Origin of the sequence: Halorubrum depositum, assembly GCF_007671725.1 — an archaeon.
Taxonomy (GTDB): domain Archaea; phylum Halobacteriota; class Halobacteria; order Halobacteriales; family Haloferacaceae; genus Halorubrum; species Halorubrum depositum.
In genome coordinates, this window is the sequence record NZ_VCNM01000001.1 from 754,945 (window position 1) to 776,853 (window position 21,909).

Consider the following 21,909-nt stretch of genomic DNA (forward strand, 5'->3'; position numbering starts at 1 on the left):
GGACCGGCCCCCGGCTACCCCTTGATGTTGCAGACGGGGAACGTGCGCGCCACCTTGTCGCCGATTCCCAGCTCGTCGCTGACGCGGATCACCTCGTCGATGTCCTTGTAGACGCCGGGCGCCTCCTCGGCGATGGTCGCGCCCGACTGCGCCTTCACGAAGATACGCTGGCCGTCCTCGAGGTCGTCCTGCACGTCGCCGCCCCAGAACTCCTGTTTCGCCTGCGTCCGGCTCATCAGCCGCCCGGCGCCGTGGGCGGTGGAGCCGAACGACACCGCCATCGACTCCGCGCCGCCGCGGAGCACGTACGAGCCGGCGCCCATGCTCCCGGGAATGATCACGGGCTGACCCACGTCGCGGTACGTCTCGGGCACGTCCTCGTGGCCCGCGGGGAACGCGCGAGTGGCGCCCTTGCGGTGGACGTACAGCTCCCGATCCGCGCGGGTCACAGCCGCGTCGCCGACCGCGGGGCGTCCGTCGGCGTCGACGCCGACCTCGTGGGTCTCCTTCTTCGCGATGTTGTGCGCCACGTCGTACAGCAGCTCCATCCCCAGGTCCTCGATCGGGTCGGCGTCGAACACCTCGCCGAACGTCTCGCGGGCCTGGTGAGTGATCAGCTGGCGGTTCACCCACGCGAAGTTGATGCACGCGCCCATCGCGCCGTAATACTCCTCGGCGAGCTCCGAGCCGGCGGGCGCGGCCGCCAGTTCCTTGTCGGGGAGCTCGTCGAGCAGGTCGCCGTGCTCCTTCTCGATCCGGCGGAGGTAGTCGTTGCAGGTCTGGTGGCCCAGCCCGCGGCTCCCGCAGTGGATCAGGACGACGATCCCGTCCTCTTCCAGCCCGTACGCCTCGGCCACGTCCCCGCGGAACACGTCCGTGACGCGCTGGACCTCGAGGAAGTGGTTGCCGGAGCCGAGCGACCCCATCTGGTTGCGCCCGCGGTCCATCGCCTTCTGGGAGACGTACTCCGGGCGCGCGTCGGGGCGCCGCCCCTCGTCCTCGCAGCGCGCGAGGTCGCTCTCGATCCCGTACCCCGCCTCGACCGCCCACTCGACGCCGCGCTCTAAGGCGCCCTCGATCGCGTCGGCGTCGCCGTCGATGACGCCGCCGCCGCCGAGCCCGGAGGGGATCGCCTCGAAGAGCGCGTCGACGAGCTCCTCCTCGCGGCCGCGCACGTCGTCGTACGTGAGGTTCGTCCGGACCATCCGGACGCCGCAGTTCGAAACGACGAATCCGTTCGCGAGGAACGTGTGGGCGTCGTGTGTCACGCCGAGGTCGTACACGGGTTTCGACCCAGCGTCGCTGATATCCTCGATTTCGACGGCGACGGCACCGTCCGGCCGGACGTCAAGTTCGGAACGATACTCGTCGAATCCGGGGAACTCATCACCGGGGCGTGGGCGACCCTCGCGCCCGCTCCAGACGCTCCGTTCGATGAACCGATCATTGATACCGAACCGATCTACGAGATCCGAAACGTCGCAGCCACCGTCTGCGAGCGCCTTCGCCTCGGAAGCTATCGCTTCACGCCGCTCTATTTCCCGTTCTTTGGTCCGAAGATACTGGACTGCTTCCATCGCGCCGCGTTGCTTTTCGGGATGGTACCGATAGCCGACACGACCGAAGAATCGAATCAGATTCTCGGAGTCGTTTTTGACGCCTAACCGGAGCCGAATCGTCGAAGCCGATCTGTTCGTATCCGTCTCGAACGATTCGATGTCGTTAGTTCGGATCCCGACCCGATCGAGGAACGCGGCCATGTCCGCCAGGAATGTCCTCCCCGCTGCTTCCGTGTCAAGAGTTCTTGTCTGTGAAACCTTCGGACAATAGAGGTTCTTGTCGTGCTGTGCCGCCGGCGCGTTCATTTCGGCGCCGAAATACGTTGAGTAGAAGAGCGCCTGCTGCCAGTCAGGGAGCCGACCGAGATAGTCGGGCGTCGTGAATCCCGACGATACTTTCGGTCCCTCCGGGACCCCGAGTTCGATGAACACGCGTCGAAGCGCCTTCGAAGTCGTCTTGAAGCTGTACTCCGTCTGCTCGAAGGTGTTTCCGTCGATGTCGTGTGACCGGTCGCGTTCGTAGATTTTCGACGGCTTGAACCCGATAGCACGGACGTCGTCCCGAATTTCCTCCAGTTCCTCGGGAGATCCGTAGAACCACGTCTGGCCCTCTCCGCCGTAGGACCCGTCACCGAGGAGGAAGCCGACGATTTTGAGCAGTCGGTTGAACGTCTCGTCTGTAGAACGGAGAGGGAGCAGCCCTCGTTCTTCCAGAACTCGCCGTATCTGATGATTGGCGTCTTCGAAATCTTCTGCTGAGAGGACGGTGAAGTCCTCGGGGGCTTCGTGTTCGAGGCCTTCGAACGGGTGGACGTACACCTCGTCGCCTGCGTCGAGGTCATCGACGGTGACCATCCCGTCTGGAGTCTCGAATCGGTGGTCACCGGTCGCCTCAATTCGCCGACCGGTCGACGTTTCGAGTTCACACACCGGTTTCGCTCCGGATTCGGTGAACAACTGAATTTCCGACGCTAGCAGGTCGTCACCGGTCGCGACGGTCGCTCGCTCGTCCTCGAATCGGTCTCGTAGTGTTTCGAGTGAGGTCCGACGACCGAATGAGAGTCGAACATCGGTGTCACCAGGTAAGCAGTTGATGTCGTAGCCGACCGCTCCGGGAGAGATACAGCCGGTCCGGGCGTCGATCGCGCCGACGCCGCCGACGGGGAAGCCGTACCCCTGGTGGCCGTCGGGCATACAGAGGGCCGGCTCGACCATGCCCGGGAGGTGCGTCGCGTTCTTCAGCTGCCGGAGCGAGTCGTCCTCGCCGATCTCCTCCAGCAGCGACTCGCTGGCGAGGACCCGCGCGGGGACGTTCATGTCGCCCTCGCGGGGGATCTCCCAGACGTGCTCCCGCACCTTCTCCAGTCGGATCCCGTCGAACTCGCGCGTGGTCATACCCCGGCGTTCGGCGCGGGGAGGCAAGGGCGTTGCGAGAGGCGGGCGCGGGCGTCCCGGCGCGGCGAGTCGTTCGCGACGAGGCGCCGTCGACCGCGGCGGGCGACGGCCGCCGCGCTACCGGTCGACGGGATCGAACGGCAGCCAACCGATCGCTCCCTCGGCGAGCGTGAGCGCGGCGAAGACGCGGCCGAGCACGAGCCCGTAGACCAGGTGCGCGACGGCGATCACCGCGCCGAACTCGAAGCTCGCCGTGAGGCCGGGAACGGGCAGCGTGGAGACCGGCAGCGACGTCGCCCCCTCGAGCGCGATCGCGGTCGGCAACAGCAGCCCGCCCGTGATCACCCCGAGCAGCGCCGAGTGGACGACCCCGAGCGAGAGACACCCCCCGACGTCGGCGCGGAGGTCGTCGAAGAAGGCGCGGTCGAAGACCGCGACGAACAGGGCCCCGAAGAGAGAACTGTTGAACAGGTGGACCGCCCACCCGGCGAGGACCGTCTCGACGCCGACGAGCGCGCCGATCGTCGGCATCAGTCCCAACGCCCCGTGTAACACCACGCCCATTGCCACGCCGGCGACGAGTCCGGCGAGCGCGCCCGAGCGCCAGCGGAGGTCGGTCGACTCCGCGCCTTCGGTCTGTGACATACGGTAACAACGCCCTCGACACTCATAGTCGTTTTCCCGGATCGCTTCCGCTCGGGTTTGTATCCCCCTTCAAACGTCGAATACGACGTACGCGTACCAGCCGTCGTCGCGCGGTTCGAGCGTCATCTCGGAGTAGGTGACCGCCTTGATCTCGCGGGCCGCCACGTCGCCGAGCGGGACGCCGCGGGCCGTCGCGTCGACGGTCCACGCGTCGGGGTCGTCCGTCGCCGCACCGTCGCCGTCCGCCGGGAAGTCGTCCGGCCCCGAGACCGAACACCGGTGGTCGGCGGGGAGGACGAGCCGCACGTCGCGCTCGTAGATCAGCCGATCGAGGTAGTCGAACAGCAGCGCCTCGCGGCTCTCGGCGCGCACGGACAGCGAGAAGCGGTCACCGCTCTCGGGGACTTCCTCGCAGCTCGCGGCCGCGAGCCCGTCGGCGACCGCTTCGAACAGCGCCGACAGCGTCGGCGCGGTCGCCTCGACCGCCACGTCGGCGGTGTGGTCGCGGAGCGCGAAGCTCACGGCTCGTCACCCGGGCCGTCGTCGGGCGCGATCCGCTCGTCGCTCCGCGCGCCGCGGTCGTCGCTCCGCTCGCCGCTCGGCCGGTCGGTCTCCTCGTCCGGGCGCTTCGCGGCGTCCGACATCGAGGAGTGGTACGAGTCGATCCGGCCCCCCTGACCGGCGTCGCGGACCTGCGCCGGCGACACGCCCTCGGCGTCGGCCGCGGCGCGTTCGAGGGCGACGCCGCTCGTCACCAGCGCCCGGATCCCCTGCTCGACGCTCAGGTCGACATCGACGATGCGGCGCTCGGGGACGAACAGGACGTGCCCGCCCATCACCGGATTCGGGGCCATCGGCATGAACAGCGTCCGCATCTCGCCGCCCTCGGCCGGGCCGGCGACCGCGTCCGGCGTCTCGCTCGTGACGAACGCGAGGGTGTAGACGTCTTCCGTCGGGAACTCGACGAGGACCACCTCCTGGAAGTTCCCGCCGTCCGACTCCAGCATGGCGTCGCTCATCTGTCGGAACCCCTGATAGACGGAGCCGACGCCCGGTATCTGCTCGATCGCGTAGTCGGCGTAGTCGACCGCGCGCTCGCCGTATCGCGTCGACTCGACGGCGACGCCGATGAGGAGGATCGTCCCGACGAACACGACCGGCGTGGCGACCTCGATGGCGACCTCGCGGTCGACCGGGAGCGTCGACGGCGGCAACAGCGGCAGGACCGCCGTGGAGAAGGCGTCGAGGTAGTCGTAGATCGCGTTGAACACGAACCCCAGCACCGCGAGCGTGATGACTGAGGGGACGATGACGGCGACGCCGGTCAGCAGCGCTCGCCTGAGGCGCCCGCGGTCCGGCGGGGACTCGACAGCCATTGTCGGCATCACGGCCGACTCGACCAAAATGCTTCCGTCGTCGGACGGGTCCGTCGAAACCGCCGCGGGGCGAGCCCGCCCGACCGCAACCCTCCCCGGTGGCGGTGGAGTTATATTCCGCTGGCCTGTTAGCTCCTTTCAGTGAGCGTCAACGTGGAGAAACGGACGGATCCGCCCGGGACGTCCGACCACGCCGCCGCGGCGTGGGACCTCAAGGAACGGATCCGGACCGAGGAGGGGGTCCTCCGACAGCGGCGCGGCTTCTTCACCGACGCCTACCGCCGCTCCACGACGCACCTCCTCGTCGAGAACGACGCGCTCGTCGCGTTCGCCTCGGTCCGCCGCGACGGGTACATCCTCTTTCTGGCCGTCCATCCCGACCACCGGGGGCGAGGACACGCCGAACGGCTCGTCGCCGACGTCGCCGAGGACCACCGGTCGGTCACCTGCCACGCCCGGACGACGAACGAGCGCGCCCTCGGCTTCTACGAGCACCTCGGCTTCGAGGTCGTCCGGCGGATCGACGACTACTACGAGGACGGCGGCGACGCCTACTACCTCAAGCTCGGCGGCGAGTCGCTCCGCGAGCGGCTCTCCGGGATCGTCGGGCGGTAGGCCGCTCGTCCGTCGGACGGTAGGCGCCTCGTCCGCCCGGCGCCCGCCACCGGAACGCGTTTTAGTTCCCCCGTCGAACCGGGCCGCGTGACCGATCACGACCAGATCGAGGCGGTCGCGCGGGCGGCCGTCCTCGCCGGCGGCGCGGAGCTGCGTGCCCGGTACCGAGACGGCGACGCCGAGGCCGAGTACGGGGCACACGACGTGAAGGCCGCGGCCGACGTGGCGGCCGAGTCGCGGATGCTCCCCGTCGTTCGCGGGGCGTTCCCGAACCACGCGGTGTTCGCCGAGGAGGCGGGCGAGTTCCCCGGCAGCGAGTCGTACCGGTGGATCGTCGACCCCCTCGACGGCACCAACGACTTCGCCGCGGGCCTGCCGACGTTCGCGTCGTCGGTCGCGGTCCTCCGGGACGGAGCGCCGCTCGTCGCGGCGGTGCACCTGCCCGCGACGGACGAGACGTACGTCGCTCGCTCGGGCGAGGGCGTCCGGTACGACGGCGACCGCGTCACGGCCGCCGACGCGCGGGTCGGGGCGGGCGGCGAGGACGGCGAGGGCGGCGAGGGCGGCGAGGGCGGCGAGGACGGCGAGAGCGACGTCGCGGGAGCCACGGTCGCGACGATCGTCGGTCGGGACGTGCCCCGCGACCCGGCGCTCGCGGCCGAGGCCGACGCGATCCGCGGCGCGCTCGGCGAGCGCGTCAAGCGCGTGGTCGACAGCTGGGCGCCGACGGTCCACTCCGGCCTGCTGGCCCGCGGCCGGATCCAAGGGCTCGTGCAGTTCCACCCGGACGAGGAGGAGCAAGCCGTCACGGAGCTGCTCGCGGTCGAGGCCGGCGCCGCGGTCCGGCGCGAGGGGGACCTGTACGTCGCCGCGGCCGACGAGGCGACTCTCGGGGAGCTGTGGGCGGCGCTGGACGAGGGCGACCGCTGAGCCCGGAGGCGATCGATGACCGCGGAAACCGACAGTCATTAGCACACGCCGCGAGGAGACGCGGGCATGACCGACGCCACCCCCGCGTCGCTCGCGGCGCGCGTCCGCGACGGCGAGATCCGCTTCCACGAGCTCGAGGAGCACGCCGACGCCGACACGGCCGCGGCGGCGCGCAGGCGCCTCGTCGCGGAGACCGCGGACGCCGACGTCGACGTGCTGGGCGAGTACGCGTTCGACGCCGCCGACGCGCACGGCTCGAACATCGAGAACATGATCGGCGCCGTGCAGGTGCCGCTGGGCGTCGCCGGCCCCGTCTCGGTCGACGGCGGCGCGTTCGGCGGCGATCGGTACCTCCCGCTGGCGACCACGGAGGGCGCCTTGGTCGCCTCGATCAACCGCGGCTGCTCCGTCGTCAACGACGCCGGCGGGGCGACCGCGCGGGTGACGAAGAGCGGGATGACCCGCGCGCCCGTCTTCCGCGTCGCAGACGTCGCCGAGGCCGAGGCGCTCGTCGCGTGGGCCCGCGACAGCGAGGACGCGCTTCGGGAGGCGGCGGAGTCGACGACGAGCCACGGCGAGCTGCTCGACGTGACGCCGTACGTCGTCGGCAACAACGTCTTCCTGCGGTTCCGCTACGACACGAAGGACGCGATGGGGATGAACATGGCCACCATCGCGACGCGGGAGGCCTGCGACGTCGTCGAGGCGGAGACGGACGCCTCCCTGATCGCGCTCTCCGGGAACCTCTGTTCGGACAAGAAGCCCGCCGCGATCAACGCGGTCGAGGGGCGCGGCCGGTCGGTGAGCGCCGACGTCGAGGTCCCCCGCGAGGTCGTCGAGGAGCGCCTCCACACGACCCCCGAGGCGATCGCCGAGATCAACACCCGGAAGAACCTCGTCGGCTCCGCGAAGGCGGGCGGGCTCGGCTTCAACGCCCACGTCGCCAACGCGGTCGCCGCGATGTTCCTCGCGACCGGACAGGACGAGGCGCAGGTGGTCGAGGGCGCGAACGCGATCACGACCGCGGAGGCGACGCCCGACGGCGACCTCTACTGCTCCGTGTCGCTCGCGAGCCTCGAGGTGGGCACCGTCGGCGGCGGCACGAAACTCCCCACGCAGGCCGCCGGGCTCGACGTGCTCGGCGTCCGCGGTGGAGGGGACCCGGCCGGCAGCAACGGCGACGCGCTCGCGGAGGCGATCGCGGTCGGCGCGCTCGCGGGGGAGCTCTCGCTGCTCGCGGCGCTCGGCTCCAGACACCTCTCCTCGGCGCACGCGGACCTCGGGCGGTAGGTCGCTCTCGTCGGCGCGTCTTTCTGAAAATCAGTCCGACCACGGCGCGCAGTCGTCGCGGAGCGCGTCGCGGCCGTCGTCGGTGATCCGGAACACCTCCTCGCCGGGGACCCGGGCCACCAGTCCGAGCGCTTCGAGCGCGTCCAGCCGAGACTCGACGTGGTCGACGTACAGCCCCGTGTTGCTCGCGACGAACGCCGGGTAGTCGGTTCCCGCGTCGCCGAGGTACGCGAGCACCCGCTCGTCGGAGCGCGTGAGCGCGACCCCCGGACGGTCCCGATCGCCGTCGCCCTCCTCGGCCTCGGCGTCGCTCCCCGAATTGGGGGTCGGTACGTCTGACGCGGGCATATTAGGTGTGCTAACGAGTACCACAGTAAAGAGTATTCCGGTGGTTCCCGACCGCTGAGAGGCGTCGAAAGGCGCGAGCCGCACCCGGCGTCCCGCCTCAGTCGTCGGCCCCGACCGACTCGCCGCCCGAGCCTGGGCCGTCGGGCGACCGGTCCGGCAGCATGGGGGAGCCGTCGGCCCGCGGGCCGAGCCGCGGGCCGTGCGGGCCGCCGTCGGGGTCGATCCGGCGGCGGGTGCGGTAGTCGGTGGAGCGCTCCACCGGGGTGCGGCCGATCGCCGCGATCATCTCGACGTAGTCGTCGAACGAGCGGTACTCGCCGTACTCGCCGCCGGCGCGCTTCGTGATCTCCTCCGAGAGGATGGTGCCCATGAAGTCGTCGGCGCCGCAGTTGAGCAGCTTCAGACCGTGGGCGTCTCCCGACTTCACCCACGAGGCCTGCACGTGGTCGACGTTGTCTAAGAAGAGGCGCGCGACCGCCACCACGAGCTCGTCCTCGTCGCGCGAGGGGCCAGAGTCGACGACGCCGTGGCGGTACAGCGGCGTGTTCTGATGGATAAAGGAGAGGGGGACGAATTCCGTGATTCCCCCGGTGCGGTCCTGGAGATCGCGGATCACTCCGAGGTGCTCCGCGCGGTGCGCGACCGTCTCCACGTGGCCGTACATCATCGTCGAGGTGACGTCGAGGCCGGCCGCGACCGCGCCCTCCATCGCCGCCACCCAGTCGTCCGTGCGGATCTTCCCCGGGCAGATCACGTCGCGCACCTCGTCGACGAGGATCTCCGCGGCGGTACCCGGCGCCGAGTCGAGCCCCGCGGTCGCCAGCTCGCGGTAGACCGCCTCGTACTCCCAGTCGGTGCCGCGGGCGGCGTGGTACGCTTCCTCCGGCGTCATCGAGTGGAGGTGGACCCCGCCGACGGACATCGCCTCGATCTGCTCGACGTAGGTCCCCGGGTCGGTGTCGTACCGCTCCGGCGGCTTGTAGTTCACCGCGCTCGCGGGGTCGTCGTAGCCGGCGAGGAGCTCGTGGTGCTCCTCGTTCAGCGCCAGCGCGGGGTGGAGCCCGGAGACGGAACACACCTCGTAGATCCCCATATCGAGGGCGTCCTCGACGATCCGGCGGGACTCAGCGGGGGGCTTCGTGAATCCGGCGTGGTCCGCGTCGCTGTCGGCCTCGAAGGCGTGCGCGGAGTCCTTGAAGTTGCAGAACAGACAGCCCGTGTTGCAGGCGGTGGTGACGTTGTTGTTGAGGTTGGCGACGAACGTCACCTCGTCGCCGACCTCGTCGCGGCGCCGGCGGTCGGCGGCCTCGAGGACGGCCTCCTTCCGGACCGGGTCGATCCCCGCCCGGTCGGTGCCGGTCGCGAGCAGTTCGGTCGCGTCGTCGACCGTGAGGCGCGTCCCGTCGCGGGCCTTCGCCAGCGCGTTCTCGAACGACTGGTCGGTGGCGGGATCGGCGAAGCCGAAGTCGTCCCGGTCGAGCGCCTCCGCGTCGGAGGCGTCAGCGTCGGGGTCCCGCGCCGAAGTCATGGGGTAAACGTCCCCGCCCCACGGGTAAAAACGGGACGGTCACGGCACCCCTTCTCAGAATCGTGACGCGGGCTGCAGACGTGGAGCGGGGCGGAAACGGGGCTTCGAACCGCCGACGGCGACGTGGTAGAGATATCGGCGAGAGGCGCTCGGTTTCGTATTTAAATAACCGCGGTGGCGCGTGCCTGCGAGCGGCCGGCAGGCCGCGAGCCAGCACGCGCGAGGTCGCCGGCGGCTTCGCCGCCGGCTGCCAGAGAATCTATGATTCTCGCTGGACGCGGCGACCGAAGGGAGCCGCGAGGCTGGGGAGGCGTGAGGCTGTGGCTGCCGTGCGGGGCGGGACTCAAAGGGGCAGACGTGATGCGAAGCACGACCGCAGCAATCCCGATTTATCGCGCCAGTTCTCGGTCCTCGTCCGCGTGCGCTCGGACCCACAGCTGGCCGATCCGCGAGAGCGTCGTCCGGTAGGACTTCCCGCGCTCCTCCTGCTCGATGTACCCCTTCCCGCCGGGGCCGAGCCGGTCGACGTTGTAGATCACCTTCGAGCGGAACGAGTCGGTGTACTCCTCGTTGAGGTCGGCCGCGAGCGTCTCCGCCAGCTCCGAGACGGAGGCGAACTCGCCGTGCTCGCCGAGGGTGAAGAGCACGAGCTCCTCGAACGGCTTGACGTTCTGGAAGGAGGCGACGGGCAGCTCGATCACGTGGCTGTCGCCGATGCGCTTCGCGCCGATGGTGGTGCCGCGCTCGTCGAACTCCTCTAACAGGTCCGTCGTCGTGTCGAGCCGGTCGGCGACGCGGCCGTCGTCGATGGCGTCGCCGTCGACCGCGTCGCTCTCGACCAGCTCGCGCAGCAGGTCGCGGTTCGCGCGCAGCTCCTCCGCGAGCTCGGTCTCGAGGTACTTCTCGGGGGCGGTGTAGTAGGTGTGAATGCGGTCGCGGTCGTCCTGCCGCTCGACCATGATCGAGTGGGCCGCGGTCGCGAACGCGAACGAGACCGGCCGAGGCATCGAACAGAGGTTCACCCACACCTCGCGCTCAGCCGGGGGGTCCGCGGCGCCCTCGCCGCCGGTCCCGCTCCCCTCCTCTCCGGTGCCGTCGCGGTCGAGCTCCGCGTTGATCAGGTCGAAGGCGCGTTCGAAGGCGGCGTCGTAGTCGTACACGTCGGTCAGTCGCTCGCGGACGGTCTCGGCGCCGAGCAGGCTTCGGAAGTCCTGTTCGAGCTTCCGGGCGATGTTCCGCGAGTACTCGACGTTGGCCTCGCTGCCGACCGTCCCCTCCAGGAGGATCACCCGGTCGACGTCGAACTGGTCCCGGATGAGCGGGGCGATCATGCGGTCGTAGTCGAAGCCGACCGGAACGATGTGGGTGCCCATACGGGAGTCGTAACGCTGCCGCTTATAAAAGCACCAGCCACCGACGGCGACCGCTCGCGACGTCCGCCTCCGATTCGACCCGGCTCGCGTCTCGCGAACGCGCCCGTCGCGTCCGCTCGGTGTCCGAGGTATGCGAACCGCTGGCTCCCCCTACCCGAAAGAACAACCGTTAAAAGTCGTCACCGGGTTCGTACGGACATGGCTGGAACTATCGAAGCGCTCGTCCCCGGCGGGCAGGCCAACCCCGGCCCGCCGCTCGGTCCCGAGCTCGGGCCGACGCCGGTGGACGTACAGGACGTCGTGGCGCAGATCAACGACGAAACCGCCGCGTTCGACGGGATGGAGGTCCCCGTCACGGTGGAGTACGACGACGACGGCTCGTTCACCATCGAGGTCGGCGTCCCGCCGACGGCCGAGCTGATCAAAGACGAGGCCGGGTTCGAGACGGGCTCCGGCGAGCCCCAGAAGGACTTCGTCGCGGACATGTCGATCGAACAGGTGAAGAAGGTCGCCGAGCAGAAGTCGACCGACCTGCTCTCGTACGACGTGAAAAACGCCGCCAAGGAGGTCGGCGGCACCTGCGCCTCCCTCGGCGTCACCATCGAGGGCGAGGACGCCCGGACGTTCGACGACCGCGTCGACGCCGGCGACTACGACGACGTCCTCGACGCGTAACGCGACCGCCGCCGCTTTTTGCTGCGTTCCGATGCGTTCGTTCCGCGTTGAAGCCGCCTACACCGCGGGCCGCTCCGCGGGCTCGGTGTCAGTCGGTTCGGCCGCGACGGGCCGCACGTCGGCCCACGTCCAGCCGATGACGGCGGCCGCGGCGACGAGCGCGTAGAACTGGACGAACAGCCCCGCGATCGTCCCGAGCACCGGCACCACCGAGAGCACGCCGATCGCCAGCGCGCCCGCGAGGACGACGACGGCGGCCGTGAGCCAGCCGGTCGCGTACGCCCGCTTCGTGACCACGGTCCAGAGCGTTCCTACCGCGAACCCGTCCCCGACCCGTCCGGAGTCGGCGACGGCGGCCAGCGCCGCGGGAGTGACGTACAGCCCGACGAGCGAGACGGCGAGCGCGGCGAGCGCGAGGAGCAGCGCGAGCGCGCCGCCGATCAGACCGCCCAGCAGGCCACCGTCGCCCCCGCCCGAACCGATCACGGCCGCCCCGACGCCGAAGACCGCGGCGACCGCGAACACGAGGAGCGGCAACAGCGAGTAGACGAGCGTGACCGCGAACGCCTTCGCTCCCTCGACGAGCAGGTCTCCCCACTCCTCGAAGACCGGGGGCGCGTCGTCGCCGTCGGCCGTCCGCCGAAGGACGCGGGAGACGTAGCCGAGTACGAGGATCGACGGGACGACGAGCGGGCTCGCGAGCAGGAGCACGCCGCCGATCAGGACGGTCACGACGGCGTCGTCGCCGTCGCGCAGGTAGTCGAGTGACGCGGATATCATCGGTGATCCCACATATAGACGCGTTGAAAGGACTTAAAGGCGTACGGTGGCGGTTCGGGGACGGACCGCGGTTTTATTTCCGCACCGCGCCGACTCGGGACCATGCCCGATCTCCACCCGATCGCGAAGCGGATCCACAACGTCCAGCCGCGGCCGGTCCGCCTCACCCTCGACGACGGCGAGACCGGCGTCTTCGAGTTCTCCTCCACCGAGTTCTTCCAACGGGAGTTCCGCGGCGAGGGGGTTCGCACCGACGCCGACGGCGACGCCGAGTTCCGACTGATCACCGCCGAGGACCACGAGTCGGTGCTGCTGGGTCGGTCGGGACCGGACGATGAGGGCTGGACCGTCGTCGGGGAGATCGTCGAGGCCGAGCGCGCCGAGGAGTGAGGGCGTCCGCGCGCTGATAGCCGCGTTTCCGTCGTCTACCGCACGACCGTCACCGGCACGTCGGCGCGGCGGACAACCCCCTCAGCGACGCTGCCGAGCAGGATCCGCGAGAGCCCGGTTCGGCCGCGGCTCGCGAGCACGACGTGGTCGAACGGCTCCCCGGTCCCCTCCGCCCCGTCCTCGTCGCCGACGGCGGCCTCGCCGCCCGCGACCGCGAGGATCGTCGCGGTCGGCCGCCCAACCTCCAGTCTGGTGTCGACGTCGCGGTCCACCGCCTCGGTCGCCTCGCGCAGGATCCGCTCGCCGCGGCCCTTGGCGCTGTCGTACCACTGGTCGACCGCGCCCGGGAACCCGCCCTCCGCCCCGGTCGTCGAGTCCGCCGGGTTGATCACGTGGAGCGCGGTCAGATCGGCCTCCGGCCACTCGGCGGCCGCGAACCGCAGCGCCTCGGTCGCCTCCGCCGAGCCGTCGACCGCCACCAGGATCCGTTTGGTCATGTTCGGCGCTTCTCGTTCCGACTTGAAAAAGGGCGACGGCGGATCTGTCCGGACGGAAAACCGATCTCACCCGGCCGCCGCTCGCCTACTCGCCGTGGCGCGTCACGCACTTCGAGAGCCCGATCAGCTCCACCGGCTCCGAGTTGTCCGGCGAGTACACCACCATCTGCCCCTTCTCCATGTACGGGACCTTGCCGGCGAGGTTCGAGGGGATGTTGACGCTGCTGATGGCGTCCTCGTCGCCGAGGTTGAGGACGACCTTCGTGTTCACCTGTTTGAACACCGACTCCGCGACGTCCTGGGGGTCCTGCGTGATCAGGAAGAGGCCGAGCCGCTCTTTCCGCCCCTGCTTGGCGGCCTCCGTGAACTTCTGGACGACCTTTCGGGCCTGCACGTTGTCGGCGTCCGCGAGGAAGTTGTGCGCCTCGTCCATCCCGATCAGCAGGGGCGTCTCCTCGATCCGGTCGCTGTCGGGGTCGTTCGACAGCTTGTCGTCGACGAGCAGCCCCGCGACCGCGAGCACGACGATCTCCTTCTGTCGGGAGGTCGGCAGGTGATAGGTGGGCACCACGGAGAGCCCGCCCGGGCGGACGAGGGTGTGGTCGAGCTCCGTGATCGGCTTCGCGTCCTGGTCGAACACGCCGCCGGGGACCGCCCGTACCCGCCGTTTCACGGCGTCGAACGTCGCCTCGTGGACCCGGCCGCTCTCGTCGAGCTCCTCTTTCAGCGCCGGGTCGTCGAGGTACGAGAGGAACTGGCTGTACGTGCCGGAGTCGCCGTAGTCGCTGAAAAAGCGGTTGAGGAGGGTCAACAGCGCGGGGTACTGGTTGTCGTTGAGCCCGGACCCCGCGACGAGCCACGGCATGTCCCGCGCGAGCGAGAACGGGATGGTGAACTCGACGCGCTCGGCGCGGTGGCCCTCGCCGGGGTACGTCGCGTTCGCGACCCGCGGCACCAGCGCGACGGTGTCGTCGTGGCCCCCGTGTGCGATCCCTTCTCGGTCCAGCCGTCGAGCGAAGTCGGCGTCGAGGTCGGGGTTGTCGTCGTGCATCTGCGCGTACTCGTCCTGCGGGTCGAACTGGACGACGGCCATCCGCGACTCCCGGCCGTCGCCGGTCGGGTAGGTGCGGTCCGAGTCGAGGTACTGCCGGAGGACGTTCTTGGAGGCGTGGGTCTTCCCCGACCCGGTCCCGCCGGCGACGAGGGTGTGCCGGAACGCGAGCGGGTCGCCGTCGGCGTAGTCGTCCTTCACCCGGTAATCGACGGTGGGCGGCTCGGCCGCCGTCCGGACCTTCTCGCCCCCGACGGAGAGGTGACCGAGGAAGACGCCGTCCTCGGGGATCTTCAGCCCGGTCTTGATCTCGGCGTCGTCGGAGGCCTCCTCGACGACCGCGCCCGGCTTCGGAACCCGGTCGGTCATCCGCCGTTTCATCTCGTCGCCCTCGCCGTACACGACCGACATCGGCTCCAGCTCGGCCATGAACTTGTAGTCGCGCTCTGCGAAGTCGTCCCGGCGCATCTGCCGGCGCGCGTGGATCTCGGTGGCGTCGTCCGAGCGGAACTCCTGGGCGTACTCCAGCCCCGTGATCCGGCAGAACAGCCGCTCGCCGTCCGGGTACGGGACGAGGAGGTACTTCCCGAGCCGGACCGCCTCGCGGTTCCCCGTCGTGACGAACGCCTTCAGCGTCGTCTCGTCGTCCTCCTCGGCGACGCGGAGCCCCTGCGAGACGGAGACGACACCGAGGCCGACGTCCTCGCCCGCCGGCTCCACGTCGTACGCGGCGAACCCGGCGTCGTCTGCCTCGTCGCCCTCGCTCCCGTCGTCGCCCTCGCTCCCCGCGGCCACCGCGCGACCGCCGTCACCGGTCGCCGCGCCTCCCGGGGCCGTCCCCTCCGCTCCGGGCGCGTCGTCGGTGTCGCCGGCGGCGGCGTCCGGCGAGCCGGCGTCCTCGGGCGAGCCGGTGGCGTCTCCCCCGCCGTCGCCCTCGTCGTCGGTGAACTCGGTGAAATCCTCCAGCGTCATGGACGAATCACCGACCGCCACGCCGAAAGCGTTTCCCCCTCCGCGTCGCGTCGGGCGCCGCCGGCGTCTCGGGCGGCTCGCGCCCGTCGCGGGCCCCTTTTCCGCGTCGGGGCCCTACCGGTGGTATGATACTGGTTCGCGGCAGCGGCGGGGGCACCGAACTCACCGGGACGGTGTTCGAGCGCGGCGAGGACCCGCCGACGTACAAGGGCGCGCCCGACGAGGACGCCCCCTACGTCTGGGTGTGCGACTCCTTCTACCAGGTCGAGAGCGGCGGCTCGGCGCTCACCGTCGACGGCGAGGAGATCCGCGTCGCCTTCGAGGAGCCGATGCCCCGCGGGTTCGACACCAAGTCGGCCGCGCTCGACGCGGCCGAGGAGCACGTCCGTACGCAGTTCGCCCGGATCGGCGTCGACCCCGAAGACGTCGAGGTCGAGGCGACGAAGGCGGGCCCCGCCTGAGGCGTCGCCGCGCCGGATCTCGCACCGCGCTCTCGCATCGGGGTTTACCCGTTCGGACCCGGTACGGGGACGTATGTCCGAGCCACCGGAGGACTTCGATCCCGGGTCGCGGGAGGAGCGCGAAGTCGCCGCGGAGGCCGCCGGCGACCGCTCCGACCTCCTCTCGCTCATGGCCCACACCTACCGCGGCGAGCTCGGGCGGACGAGCTCGTGGCGGACCCGCATCGACCGGACGACGAACTGGGCGGTCGTGGTGACGGCCTCGCTGCTCACGTGGACCTTCTCCAGCGAGTCGCGCCCCCACTACGTGCTGCTCATCGGACTCGTGATGCTCAGCGTCTTCCTCGGGATCGAGACCCGCCGCTACCGCATGTTCGACGTCTGGCGGTCCCGCGTCCGGCTGTTGGAGGAGAACGTGTTCGCGAACGCGCTCGATCCGGAGGGCGTCGAGCAGTCGAACTGGCGGACGCTCCTGAGCGAGGACCTCCGCGAGCCGACGATCAAGACCCCGACCGTCGAGGCGATGTCCCGGCGCCTCTACCGGGTGTACGCCCCGCTCCTCACCGTCCTCATCGCCGCGTGGGTCGTCCGGCTCACGGTGTTCACGCCGTCCGGGAGCGGCGTCGTCGCGACCGCGGCGATCGGCGCGGTCCCGGGCGCGTTCGTGCTCGCGATCGTCGGCGGGTTCTACCTCGCCGTGCTGGCGTTGACGCTGCGCCGGGCCCCGAGGCGGGCGAAGGGCGAACTCCAGGCCGCGGAGGACGCCGAGGAGTGGAAGTGATCCCCCTGCGGGCGCGCCCCGAGCCGCCGAGGCGGCCTCACTCCTCGTCGTCGGGCGCGGAGACGCCGAGCGGGAGCGACTCCGGCGGCTCCGCGTCGCCGTCGAGCCCCTCGTAGGCGTCGTCGATGAGGCGGGAGAGCTGGGTCTCGGGCGTCACGCCGCGGGCGGCCGCGAGCGCCGCGAGCCGCTCGTACTGCTCGGTCGGAACGGACACCGAACCCTCGGTCATATCCGTCGCTGGTCGCCGTAGCTACAAAAGCGTTGCTCGGGGGGCGCCGTCGTTCGGTTCTCTCGTCTTCCGCGCTTCGTTCGCCTTCCGCCGCTTCACTCGCCTTCCGCGCTTCGTTCGCCTTCCGCCGTCGCGCCGCTCTCGCGACGGGTCTGATCGGTCCGCCCTTCGAACCGATCGAAGAGGGCGTTCATCACCGTCGACTCCGCCCGGGAGAGGTGCTCCCACACCGTCGTCGACCCGAGCCCGAGCTCGTCGGCGACGTCCTCGACCCCCACGCCACCCCCGTGGTCGTAGTAGCCGACCGCGATCGCCGTCGCGAGGACCTCTCGCTGTCTCGGCGTGAGCCCGTCGAGGATGCCCGACGCCGGCAGTCCCGGGGGGCGCTCGATCGACGCTAGCTCGACGTTGCGCGCGAGCTCGACGTCGTTGCCGCCGCGCTCCAGCTCGCGGAGCACCGCCGCGAGGTCGTCGTCGGCCTCGATGTACACCGTCCACCGCTCGATTCCGCCGGCGATGGTCGTCCCGGTCCGGTAGTGGATCCCCATCTCCGAGAACCGCTCGCGGATCCCGTCCCACCCGTCGCCGTCGATCACCACCGCGACGTACGCGTGGTCGCCGGTGACCGGCGACAGCGGCTCCGCCTCGACGACGTCGTCGGCCGCGCGGAACTCGTCGACGAACGACTCGATCTCCGCGGTCGGCCCACGGAGCTCCACGATCCGCTTCCGCTCGCTCCCCCGACCGGTCATCGACGAGACGGACCGCATCGTCACCTCCGGGTGGCGAGCGCTCACCTCGGACTCCGGCCCGCCGCGGTGGCGGATCCGGAGGGTCACTTCGCGCATACCCCAGAGTGGGCGCCGACGTTCAAACGGTTTCCGGACGATTTCGCGGCCGCGCGGGATCGCGACGGGGCCTCGCGAAGCCGCTTCCCCTCGCGGCTGCCGCGGGCTTATGAGCGCGCGTCGCCAATCGCCGATCGAATGCCCGACGACCCCGCCGAGGACGGGCGCGCCGCCGAGACGTCGGTCGACGCGGACGGAGCGATCGACCCGGACGGCGAGGTGACGGAACCGCTCGACGACGCGCCGGACGCGACGGTCGACGACTCGCCGAGTCCGCCGACGGGCGCCGTCGACGACGAGGTGCAGCGCCGCCTCCGAGAGGCGTATCTCAACGACGAGGAGAGCGTCCTCGTCGTGACCGCGGTGCGGTCGGCGGGGAGACGCGTCGTCGTCGAACTCCGACCGCCCCACGGGGGAACGACCCACGTCGAGCGCTTCCCGGCGCCGCGGGACGGGTCGCTCTCGGAGTCGGAGGCGTTCCTCGCGTTCCTCGGCGCCGCGGGCGTCTCGCCGCTCGACGTCGACGAGGTGGTCGGGACGCGAGTCCCCGCGACGTACGACCCGGAGGAGGGGTGGCGCCTCGACGAGGCGTACGTCGGTGAGCGCGGCGGGGCCGAGAGCGACGCCGCCGAGACGGACCGACTCTCGGGGCGGTGGAACCGGGCGGCCGAGTGGCTCTGGACCTACCGTTACTGGCTCGTCGCGGTCCTCCTCGTCGGCGGCGAGCTGCTGTTCGTCGCCGTGATCCTCCTGTTGTTCGCCTGATCGACTCGGTCGGTCGCGACCGCGGCTACACGCCCCACAGCAGCGTCACGCCGGCGGTGGTCACGACCGCCAGGAGGAGCTGCAGCGGTCCCCCGACCCGGACGAAGTCGGCGAACTCGTAGCCGCCGGGGCCGTACACCATCAGGTTCGTCTGATACCCCACCGGCGTCGAGAAGGAGGTCGCCGACGCGAACGTCACGACGAGCAGGAACGCGAACCCGTTCGTGCCGAGTCTCGCGGCCGCGTCCACGGCGATCGGGATCATCAACACGACCGTCGCCACCGGCGTGATGACGTTCGCGAGGACGCCCGTCACCAGCGAGAACAGCAGCAACACCGCGACGGTCGGGAGGACCGCGCCGGTCGCCACCAGCCCCTCCGCGATCAGGGCCGCCCCGCCGGTCCGCTCCATCGCCAGTCCGAGGGGGATCACGCCGGCGAGCAGGAAGATCACGTTCCACGAGACCGCCCCGTAGGCGTCCGACGGCGTGAGACAGCCGGTGACGACCATCAGGAACACGCCGGCGAGCGCGGCGATGACCACCGGGAGGACGCCGAGGGCGGCCGCCATCACGACGCCGACCATGATCCCGACCGCGACGGGGGTCCGCGGCGACAGCGGCGCGACCGTCTCGACGTCCGCGTCGAGCAGGCGGTCCAGCCCCTCCGCGTCGACGCTGACGAGGTCGCCGGACTCCGCGAAGTGGGCCGCGGACTCCGGAGTCGTCCGGACGAGCAGGAGGTCGCCGACCGCGAGCTCGACGTCGTCGAGCCCGGTGCGGAGCAGCTCTCCCTCCCGCCGGATCGCGAGCACCCTCGTATCGTACACCTCTCGGAGACGGGTCTCCGCGAGCGTCTCGCCGACGAACGTCGAGGTCTCGGGGACGAGCGCCTTGTCGAGGACGCCGTCGGTCGTCGCGTTCGCGAGCGTCTCGTCCGTCACCTCTCGGTCGCCGAGCGTTCGGAGGTCGCGCTCCGCACGGAGGGACTCGACCGACTCGGGCGTCCCGTGTACGACGAGCACGTCGCCGGAGCGGAGTCGACGGTCGGAGCCGACCGCGAGCGAGCCCGTCCCGTCCCGCCGGAGCTGGAGGACGGTCGCGCCGGCCGCGGTCCGCTCGGCGAGGTCGGACACGGGGGTCCCGAGCGAGTCGCTCCCGGGCGGGACGCGGACGTGTGTCAGGAACTCGTCGAGGTCGAACTCCTCGACGAGGTCGGCGTCCGCGGGGATGCGCGCCGGGGTGAGCCGCCGGCCGACCGTCAGCAGGTAAGCCGTTCCGACGGCGAGGACGACGACCCCGAGCGCGGAGAACTCGAACATCCCGATCGGGCCGCGGGGGAGCAGGGTGGCCGCGAACTCGCTCGCCAAGAGGTTGGTCGACGTGCCGATGAGGGTGAGCGTCCCGCCGAGGATCGCGGCGTACGACAGCGGCATGAGCAGCTTCGACGGCGACACCCCGCTCTCGTCGGCGAGGTCGGTGATCATCGGGATGAAGACGGCGACGACCGGCGTGTTGTTGACGAACCCCGCGATCGGCCCCGTGGTCAGCACGGTCGCGGCGAGCGCGCGCGTCTCGCTGCCGCGGGTCGCCGCCGCCAGTCGAACCCCGAGCCGCTCTACCAGCCCCGTGGCGTTGATCCCGGCGCTCAGCATGTACATCGCGACGATCGTGACCGTCGCGGTGTTGGCGAACCCGGAGATCGCGCCCCGAGAGCTCACCCCCGTCCACGGCTCCAGCGCCGCCAGCGCGACGACGATCCCGATCGCGGTGACGTCGTTGGGTATCGCCTCCGTGACGAACAGCACCAGCGCGGCGGCTATCAGCCCGAACACCACGAGCGTCCCGGTCGACGCGCCGGCGAACATGGTCGAACGCCACGGGGGAGCTACATAGGGTTTCGCTCTCCGCAACGCGACGGCGCCGCTGAGACGTCAGATCGGTCCGTGCGGGCCGCTACGGGTCGGAGAGTTCGGAGAACGGCACCGCACACCGCGTCGAAAACGACTACTGGATGTGGCCTTCGCGCCGCAGCTGGTCCGCGTCCTCGTCGCTGTACCGCCACTCGACGTTCGCCTTCTCGTCCTGCCACGACCACGGCTCCGCGAGCACGACGTCGCCCTCGCTGATCCACGTCCGGTACTTCATGCGGCCGGGGATCCGACCCAGTCGCGTCTCGCCGTCGACGCAGCGCAGGCGGACGTGGTTCCCGCCGAGGTGCTCGGTCACTACGGCGAACACTTCGTCGTCCGAGGGCATTCGGAGGTTCCGACGCCCGGATTCTTCGCTCATACAGTCCGTAGTGCACTCGCCGGTATAAGTGATGGGAGACGCGTGTGCGCGTTCGCCGTGCGAATCGGTAGCACGAGTCGAGGTGGCGGGCGTCGCGAGCCGGGGGTCGATCGGCGCCTCCGTCGCTCATCAGTCGCGACCGGGCGGGCCGCCGAACGCCGCGTCGACCTGTGCGAACGTCTCCGCCTCGTCGCCCGAATTGTCGACGGTCACGTGGTCCGCCTCGATCCGATCGAAGGCGTCCCTGAAGTGGAGGTAGACGTCGAAGTCGGCGTCGCTGATCCCGTCGCGGCGCTCGATCCGGCGCTCGACGACCGTCTCGTCGCACTCGACCTCCACGAGGTCGAACGATCCGGCCGCCCGCTCGCCCGCCTCCCGGGCGTCGGCGCGGAAGCGGGCGTCGGCGAACGTGGCGTCGAGGACGACGGCGTCGCCGGCGGCGGCGCGCTCGCGGGCCCGGTCGATCAGCTCCGCGTACACCGCCTCGGTCTCCGCGTCGGTGTACTCCGGGTCCCCGAACAGCTCCTTGCGGATCACGTCCGTCCGGAGGACCTCGCCGTCGACGTGGGCGGCGACCCGCCGGGCGACCGTCGTCTTGCCGACGCCGGGCAGCCCGCAGACGACCGCGATGGCGCCGGCCTCGGCGTCCACCGACCGGTCGCCGTCCCGGCCCGCGAACGCGCCGGCGGTATCCGCGCCGTCGACCGCGTCACGGTTCGACATCGACACCTCCGCTCCGTCCGGCGAGTCGTCGCCCTCCGTGTTCATCCACTCGGACGGTCCGGCGAGAGGTAAAAGAAAGTTCTCTTCGGCGAGGGGAGGTCCGCCGTGGCGTCGATCCGATGCCGATCCGATGCCGATCCGATGCCGATCCGACAGCGGCCCGGGCGGCGGCGGAGCCCTCCGTCTCGGGACGCGAGCGAAGCGTTCAAACCCCGCGGCGACGACGCGGTTCGTATGAGAGACATGGAAAGCGTCGTCCTCGACCAGAACGAGGAGGCCCTCGCCCCGGCCGTCGTGGTCGCGACGATCGCGCTGCTCGCGGTGTTCGTCCTCGGATTCCTGGTTCAGATCGTCGGGCTCGTGATCTGAGCCGACCGGCTCATCTCG

The 21,909-nt window shown here is 70.6% G+C and carries 24 protein-coding genes; 9 read left to right on the forward strand and 15 right to left on the reverse strand.

All coding sequences use genetic code 11. The features are described from left to right. Positions 1 to 14: 14 nt before the first annotated feature. The 4 genes from FGM06_RS04005 to FGM06_RS04020 form a co-directional block, all read right to left on the reverse strand. The gene (locus FGM06_RS04005; protein ID WP_144797781.1) at positions 15 to 2,954 is read right to left on the reverse strand and encodes an RtcB family protein; all 2,940 of its coding nucleotides are present in this window, start codon (positions 2,952 to 2,954) and stop codon (positions 15 to 17) included. Between the two features lie 117 nt (positions 2,955 to 3,071). Beyond that, the gene (locus tag FGM06_RS04010; protein ID WP_144797783.1) at positions 3,072 to 3,599 is read right to left on the reverse strand and encodes a hypothetical protein; all 528 of its coding nucleotides are present in this window, start codon (positions 3,597 to 3,599) and stop codon (positions 3,072 to 3,074) included. A gap of 69 nt (positions 3,600 to 3,668) precedes the next feature. After that, on the reverse strand, positions 3,669 to 4,121 hold the full coding sequence (locus FGM06_RS04015; protein ID WP_144797785.1) for an archease: 453 nt from the start codon (positions 4,119 to 4,121) through the stop codon (positions 3,669 to 3,671). Continuing rightward, the gene (locus FGM06_RS04020) at positions 4,118 to 4,975 is read right to left on the reverse strand and encodes a DUF502 domain-containing protein (protein WP_144797787.1); all 858 of its coding nucleotides are present in this window, start codon (positions 4,973 to 4,975) and stop codon (positions 4,118 to 4,120) included. The genes FGM06_RS04015 and FGM06_RS04020 overlap by 4 nt, the downstream gene beginning before the upstream one ends. Before the next feature lie 141 nt (positions 4,976 to 5,116). On the opposite strand from FGM06_RS04020, the gene FGM06_RS04025 reads away from it, so the two are divergent. The 3 genes from FGM06_RS04025 to hmgA all read left to right on the forward strand — a co-directional run bounded on the left by FGM06_RS04025 (position 5,117) and on the right by hmgA (position 7,810). Continuing rightward, the gene (locus FGM06_RS04025) at positions 5,117 to 5,590 is read left to right on the forward strand and encodes a GNAT family N-acetyltransferase (protein ID WP_144797788.1); all 474 of its coding nucleotides are present in this window, start codon (positions 5,117 to 5,119) and stop codon (positions 5,588 to 5,590) included. 87 nt (positions 5,591 to 5,677) lie between these two features. Further along, positions 5,678 to 6,520, forward strand: coding sequence for an inositol monophosphatase family protein (locus FGM06_RS04030; protein ID WP_144797790.1), 843 nt, complete (start codon positions 5,678 to 5,680; stop codon positions 6,518 to 6,520). A gap of 66 nt (positions 6,521 to 6,586) precedes the next feature. Next, the gene (gene hmgA / locus FGM06_RS04035; RefSeq protein WP_144797792.1) at positions 6,587 to 7,810 is read left to right on the forward strand and encodes a hydroxymethylglutaryl-CoA reductase (NADPH); all 1,224 of its coding nucleotides are present in this window, start codon (positions 6,587 to 6,589) and stop codon (positions 7,808 to 7,810) included. Positions 7,811 to 7,840: 30 nt separating this feature from the next. On the opposite strand, the gene FGM06_RS04040 is transcribed toward hmgA, so the two are convergent. The 3 genes from FGM06_RS04040 to FGM06_RS04050 all read right to left on the reverse strand — a co-directional run bounded on the left by FGM06_RS04040 (position 7,841) and on the right by FGM06_RS04050 (position 11,059). After that, positions 7,841 to 8,158: a DUF2250 domain-containing protein gene (locus FGM06_RS04040; RefSeq protein WP_144797794.1), complete on the reverse strand. Its 318-nt coding sequence runs from the start codon at positions 8,156 to 8,158 to the stop codon at positions 7,841 to 7,843. A 97-nt stretch (positions 8,159 to 8,255) separates the two neighbouring features. Beyond that, the gene (gene cofH, locus FGM06_RS04045) at positions 8,256 to 9,686 is read right to left on the reverse strand and encodes a 7,8-didemethyl-8-hydroxy-5-deazariboflavin synthase subunit CofH (RefSeq protein WP_144797796.1); all 1,431 of its coding nucleotides are present in this window, start codon (positions 9,684 to 9,686) and stop codon (positions 8,256 to 8,258) included. Positions 9,687 to 10,075: 389 nt separating this feature from the next. Next, positions 10,076 to 11,059 carry an HFX_2341 family transcriptional regulator gene (locus FGM06_RS04050; protein ID WP_144797798.1) on the reverse strand — a complete coding sequence of 328 codons (984 nt, stop codon included), beginning with the start codon at positions 11,057 to 11,059 and terminating at the stop codon, positions 10,076 to 10,078. Positions 11,060 to 11,257: 198 nt separating this feature from the next. Here FGM06_RS04050 and FGM06_RS04055 point away from each other — a divergent pair, with 198 nt between their 5' ends. After that, a complete protein-coding gene (locus tag FGM06_RS04055; protein WP_144797800.1) occupies positions 11,258 to 11,734 on the forward strand; it encodes a 50S ribosomal protein L11 in 477 nt (158 codons plus the stop codon). Positions 11,735 to 11,791: 57 nt separating this feature from the next. Here FGM06_RS04055 and FGM06_RS04060 read toward each other — a convergent pair whose 3' ends face one another. Next, positions 11,792 to 12,514: a DUF4013 domain-containing protein gene (locus FGM06_RS04060; RefSeq protein ID WP_144797802.1), complete on the reverse strand. Its 723-nt coding sequence runs from the start codon at positions 12,512 to 12,514 to the stop codon at positions 11,792 to 11,794. A 102-nt stretch (positions 12,515 to 12,616) separates the two neighbouring features. On the opposite strand from FGM06_RS04060, the gene FGM06_RS04065 reads away from it, so the two are divergent. Beyond that, positions 12,617 to 12,904 carry a transcriptional regulator gene (locus FGM06_RS04065; RefSeq protein ID WP_144797804.1) on the forward strand — a complete coding sequence of 96 codons (288 nt, stop codon included), beginning with the start codon at positions 12,617 to 12,619 and terminating at the stop codon, positions 12,902 to 12,904. 35 nt (positions 12,905 to 12,939) lie between these two features. Here the strand turns inward: FGM06_RS04065 and FGM06_RS04070 are convergent, their stop codons facing one another. Together FGM06_RS04070 and FGM06_RS04075 are read right to left on the reverse strand one after the other, a co-directional pair. Beyond that, positions 12,940 to 13,401: a universal stress protein gene (locus FGM06_RS04070; protein WP_144797806.1), complete on the reverse strand. Its 462-nt coding sequence runs from the start codon at positions 13,399 to 13,401 to the stop codon at positions 12,940 to 12,942. Between the two features lie 85 nt (positions 13,402 to 13,486). Continuing rightward, positions 13,487 to 15,424 carry an ATP-binding protein gene (locus tag FGM06_RS04075; RefSeq protein WP_144797808.1) on the reverse strand — a complete coding sequence of 646 codons (1,938 nt, stop codon included), beginning with the start codon at positions 15,422 to 15,424 and terminating at the stop codon, positions 13,487 to 13,489. Positions 15,425 to 15,549: 125 nt separating this feature from the next. Here FGM06_RS04075 and FGM06_RS04080 point away from each other — a divergent pair, with 125 nt between their 5' ends. Together FGM06_RS04080 and FGM06_RS04085 are read left to right on the forward strand one after the other, a co-directional pair. Further along, positions 15,550 to 15,885: a DUF7113 family protein gene (locus FGM06_RS04080; RefSeq protein ID WP_144797810.1), complete on the forward strand. Its 336-nt coding sequence runs from the start codon at positions 15,550 to 15,552 to the stop codon at positions 15,883 to 15,885. Positions 15,886 to 15,958: 73 nt separating this feature from the next. Next, complete coding sequence (locus FGM06_RS04085) at positions 15,959 to 16,666, forward strand: DUF2270 domain-containing protein (protein WP_144797812.1); 708 nt, start codon at positions 15,959 to 15,961, stop codon at positions 16,664 to 16,666. 37 nt (positions 16,667 to 16,703) lie between these two features. Here FGM06_RS04085 and FGM06_RS04090 read toward each other — a convergent pair whose 3' ends face one another. After that, positions 16,704 to 16,895, reverse strand: a complete 192-nt coding sequence (locus FGM06_RS04090; RefSeq protein WP_144797814.1) for a hypothetical protein — start codon at positions 16,893 to 16,895, stop codon at positions 16,704 to 16,706. Between the two features lie 95 nt (positions 16,896 to 16,990). Next, entirely contained in the window at positions 16,991 to 17,743 is a 753-nt protein-coding gene (locus FGM06_RS04095) for a helix-turn-helix domain-containing protein (RefSeq protein ID WP_144797816.1), read from the reverse strand. A gap of 138 nt (positions 17,744 to 17,881) precedes the next feature. Between FGM06_RS04095 and FGM06_RS04100 the strand changes: the two genes are divergently transcribed. Continuing rightward, entirely contained in the window at positions 17,882 to 18,508 is a 627-nt protein-coding gene (locus FGM06_RS04100; RefSeq protein ID WP_241662521.1) for an MBL fold metallo-hydrolase, read from the forward strand. A 25-nt stretch (positions 18,509 to 18,533) separates the two neighbouring features. Here FGM06_RS04100 and FGM06_RS04105 read toward each other — a convergent pair whose 3' ends face one another. The 3 genes from FGM06_RS04105 to FGM06_RS04115 all read right to left on the reverse strand — a co-directional run bounded on the left by FGM06_RS04105 (position 18,534) and on the right by FGM06_RS04115 (position 21,567). Next, positions 18,534 to 20,375, reverse strand: a complete 1,842-nt coding sequence (locus FGM06_RS04105; protein ID WP_144797818.1) for an SLC13 family permease — start codon at positions 20,373 to 20,375, stop codon at positions 18,534 to 18,536. 139 nt (positions 20,376 to 20,514) lie between these two features. Then, the gene (locus FGM06_RS04110; protein ID WP_144797820.1) at positions 20,515 to 20,799 is read right to left on the reverse strand and encodes a translation initiation factor eIF-1A; all 285 of its coding nucleotides are present in this window, start codon (positions 20,797 to 20,799) and stop codon (positions 20,515 to 20,517) included. 129 nt (positions 20,800 to 20,928) lie between these two features. After that, on the reverse strand, positions 20,929 to 21,567 hold the full coding sequence (locus FGM06_RS04115) for an AAA family ATPase (RefSeq protein ID WP_144797822.1): 639 nt from the start codon (positions 21,565 to 21,567) through the stop codon (positions 20,929 to 20,931). 189 nt (positions 21,568 to 21,756) lie between these two features. Here FGM06_RS04115 and FGM06_RS16340 point away from each other — a divergent pair, with 189 nt between their 5' ends. Continuing rightward, complete coding sequence (locus tag FGM06_RS16340) at positions 21,757 to 21,891, forward strand: hypothetical protein (protein ID WP_277752397.1); 135 nt, start codon at positions 21,757 to 21,759, stop codon at positions 21,889 to 21,891. Positions 21,892 to 21,909: the final 18 nt, after the last annotated feature.

What these genes read in the sequence shown, in the direction of transcription:
- hmgA (WP_144797792.1), top strand. Translation starts at nt 6,587, where the DNA reads ATGACCGACGCCACCCCCGCGTCGCTCGCGGCGCGCGTCCGCGACGGC.
- FGM06_RS04080 (WP_144797810.1), top strand. Translation starts at nt 15,550, where the DNA reads ATGATACTGGTTCGCGGCAGCGGCGGGGGCACCGAACTCACCGGGACG.
- FGM06_RS04105 (WP_144797818.1), bottom strand. Translation starts at nt 20,375, where the DNA reads ATGTTCGCCGGCGCGTCGACCGGGACGCTCGTGGTGTTCGGGCTGATA.
- FGM06_RS04085 (WP_144797812.1), top strand. Translation starts at nt 15,959, where the DNA reads ATGTCCGAGCCACCGGAGGACTTCGATCCCGGGTCGCGGGAGGAGCGC.
- FGM06_RS04010 (WP_144797783.1), bottom strand. Translation starts at nt 3,599, where the DNA reads ATGTCACAGACCGAAGGCGCGGAGTCGACCGACCTCCGCTGGCGCTCG.
- FGM06_RS04020 (WP_144797787.1), bottom strand. Translation starts at nt 4,975, where the DNA reads ATGGCTGTCGAGTCCCCGCCGGACCGCGGGCGCCTCAGGCGAGCGCTG.
- FGM06_RS04090 (WP_144797814.1), bottom strand. Translation starts at nt 16,895, where the DNA reads ATGACCGAGGGTTCGGTGTCCGTTCCGACCGAGCAGTACGAGCGGCTC.
- FGM06_RS04005 (WP_144797781.1), bottom strand. Translation starts at nt 2,954, where the DNA reads ATGACCACGCGCGAGTTCGACGGGATCCGACTGGAGAAGGTGCGGGAG.
- FGM06_RS04050 (WP_144797798.1), bottom strand. Translation starts at nt 11,059, where the DNA reads ATGGGCACCCACATCGTTCCGGTCGGCTTCGACTACGACCGCATGATC.
- FGM06_RS04070 (WP_144797806.1), bottom strand. Translation starts at nt 13,401, where the DNA reads ATGACCAAACGGATCCTGGTGGCGGTCGACGGCTCGGCGGAGGCGACC.
- FGM06_RS16340 (WP_277752397.1), top strand. Translation starts at nt 21,757, where the DNA reads ATGAGAGACATGGAAAGCGTCGTCCTCGACCAGAACGAGGAGGCCCTC.
- FGM06_RS04055 (WP_144797800.1), top strand. Translation starts at nt 11,258, where the DNA reads ATGGCTGGAACTATCGAAGCGCTCGTCCCCGGCGGGCAGGCCAACCCC.
- cofH (WP_144797796.1), bottom strand. Translation starts at nt 9,686, where the DNA reads ATGACTTCGGCGCGGGACCCCGACGCTGACGCCTCCGACGCGGAGGCG.
- FGM06_RS04115 (WP_144797822.1), bottom strand. Translation starts at nt 21,567, where the DNA reads ATGAACACGGAGGGCGACGACTCGCCGGACGGAGCGGAGGTGTCGATG.
- FGM06_RS04110 (WP_144797820.1), bottom strand. Translation starts at nt 20,799, where the DNA reads ATGAGCGAAGAATCCGGGCGTCGGAACCTCCGAATGCCCTCGGACGAC.
- FGM06_RS04075 (WP_144797808.1), bottom strand. Translation starts at nt 15,424, where the DNA reads ATGACGCTGGAGGATTTCACCGAGTTCACCGACGACGAGGGCGACGGC.
- FGM06_RS04095 (WP_144797816.1), bottom strand. Translation starts at nt 17,743, where the DNA reads ATGCGCGAAGTGACCCTCCGGATCCGCCACCGCGGCGGGCCGGAGTCC.
- FGM06_RS04100 (WP_241662521.1), top strand. Translation starts at nt 17,882, where the DNA reads ATGCCCGACGACCCCGCCGAGGACGGGCGCGCCGCCGAGACGTCGGTC.
- FGM06_RS04060 (WP_144797802.1), bottom strand. Translation starts at nt 12,514, where the DNA reads ATGATATCCGCGTCACTCGACTACCTGCGCGACGGCGACGACGCCGTC.
- FGM06_RS04065 (WP_144797804.1), top strand. Translation starts at nt 12,617, where the DNA reads ATGCCCGATCTCCACCCGATCGCGAAGCGGATCCACAACGTCCAGCCG.
- FGM06_RS04040 (WP_144797794.1), bottom strand. Translation starts at nt 8,158, where the DNA reads ATGCCCGCGTCAGACGTACCGACCCCCAATTCGGGGAGCGACGCCGAG.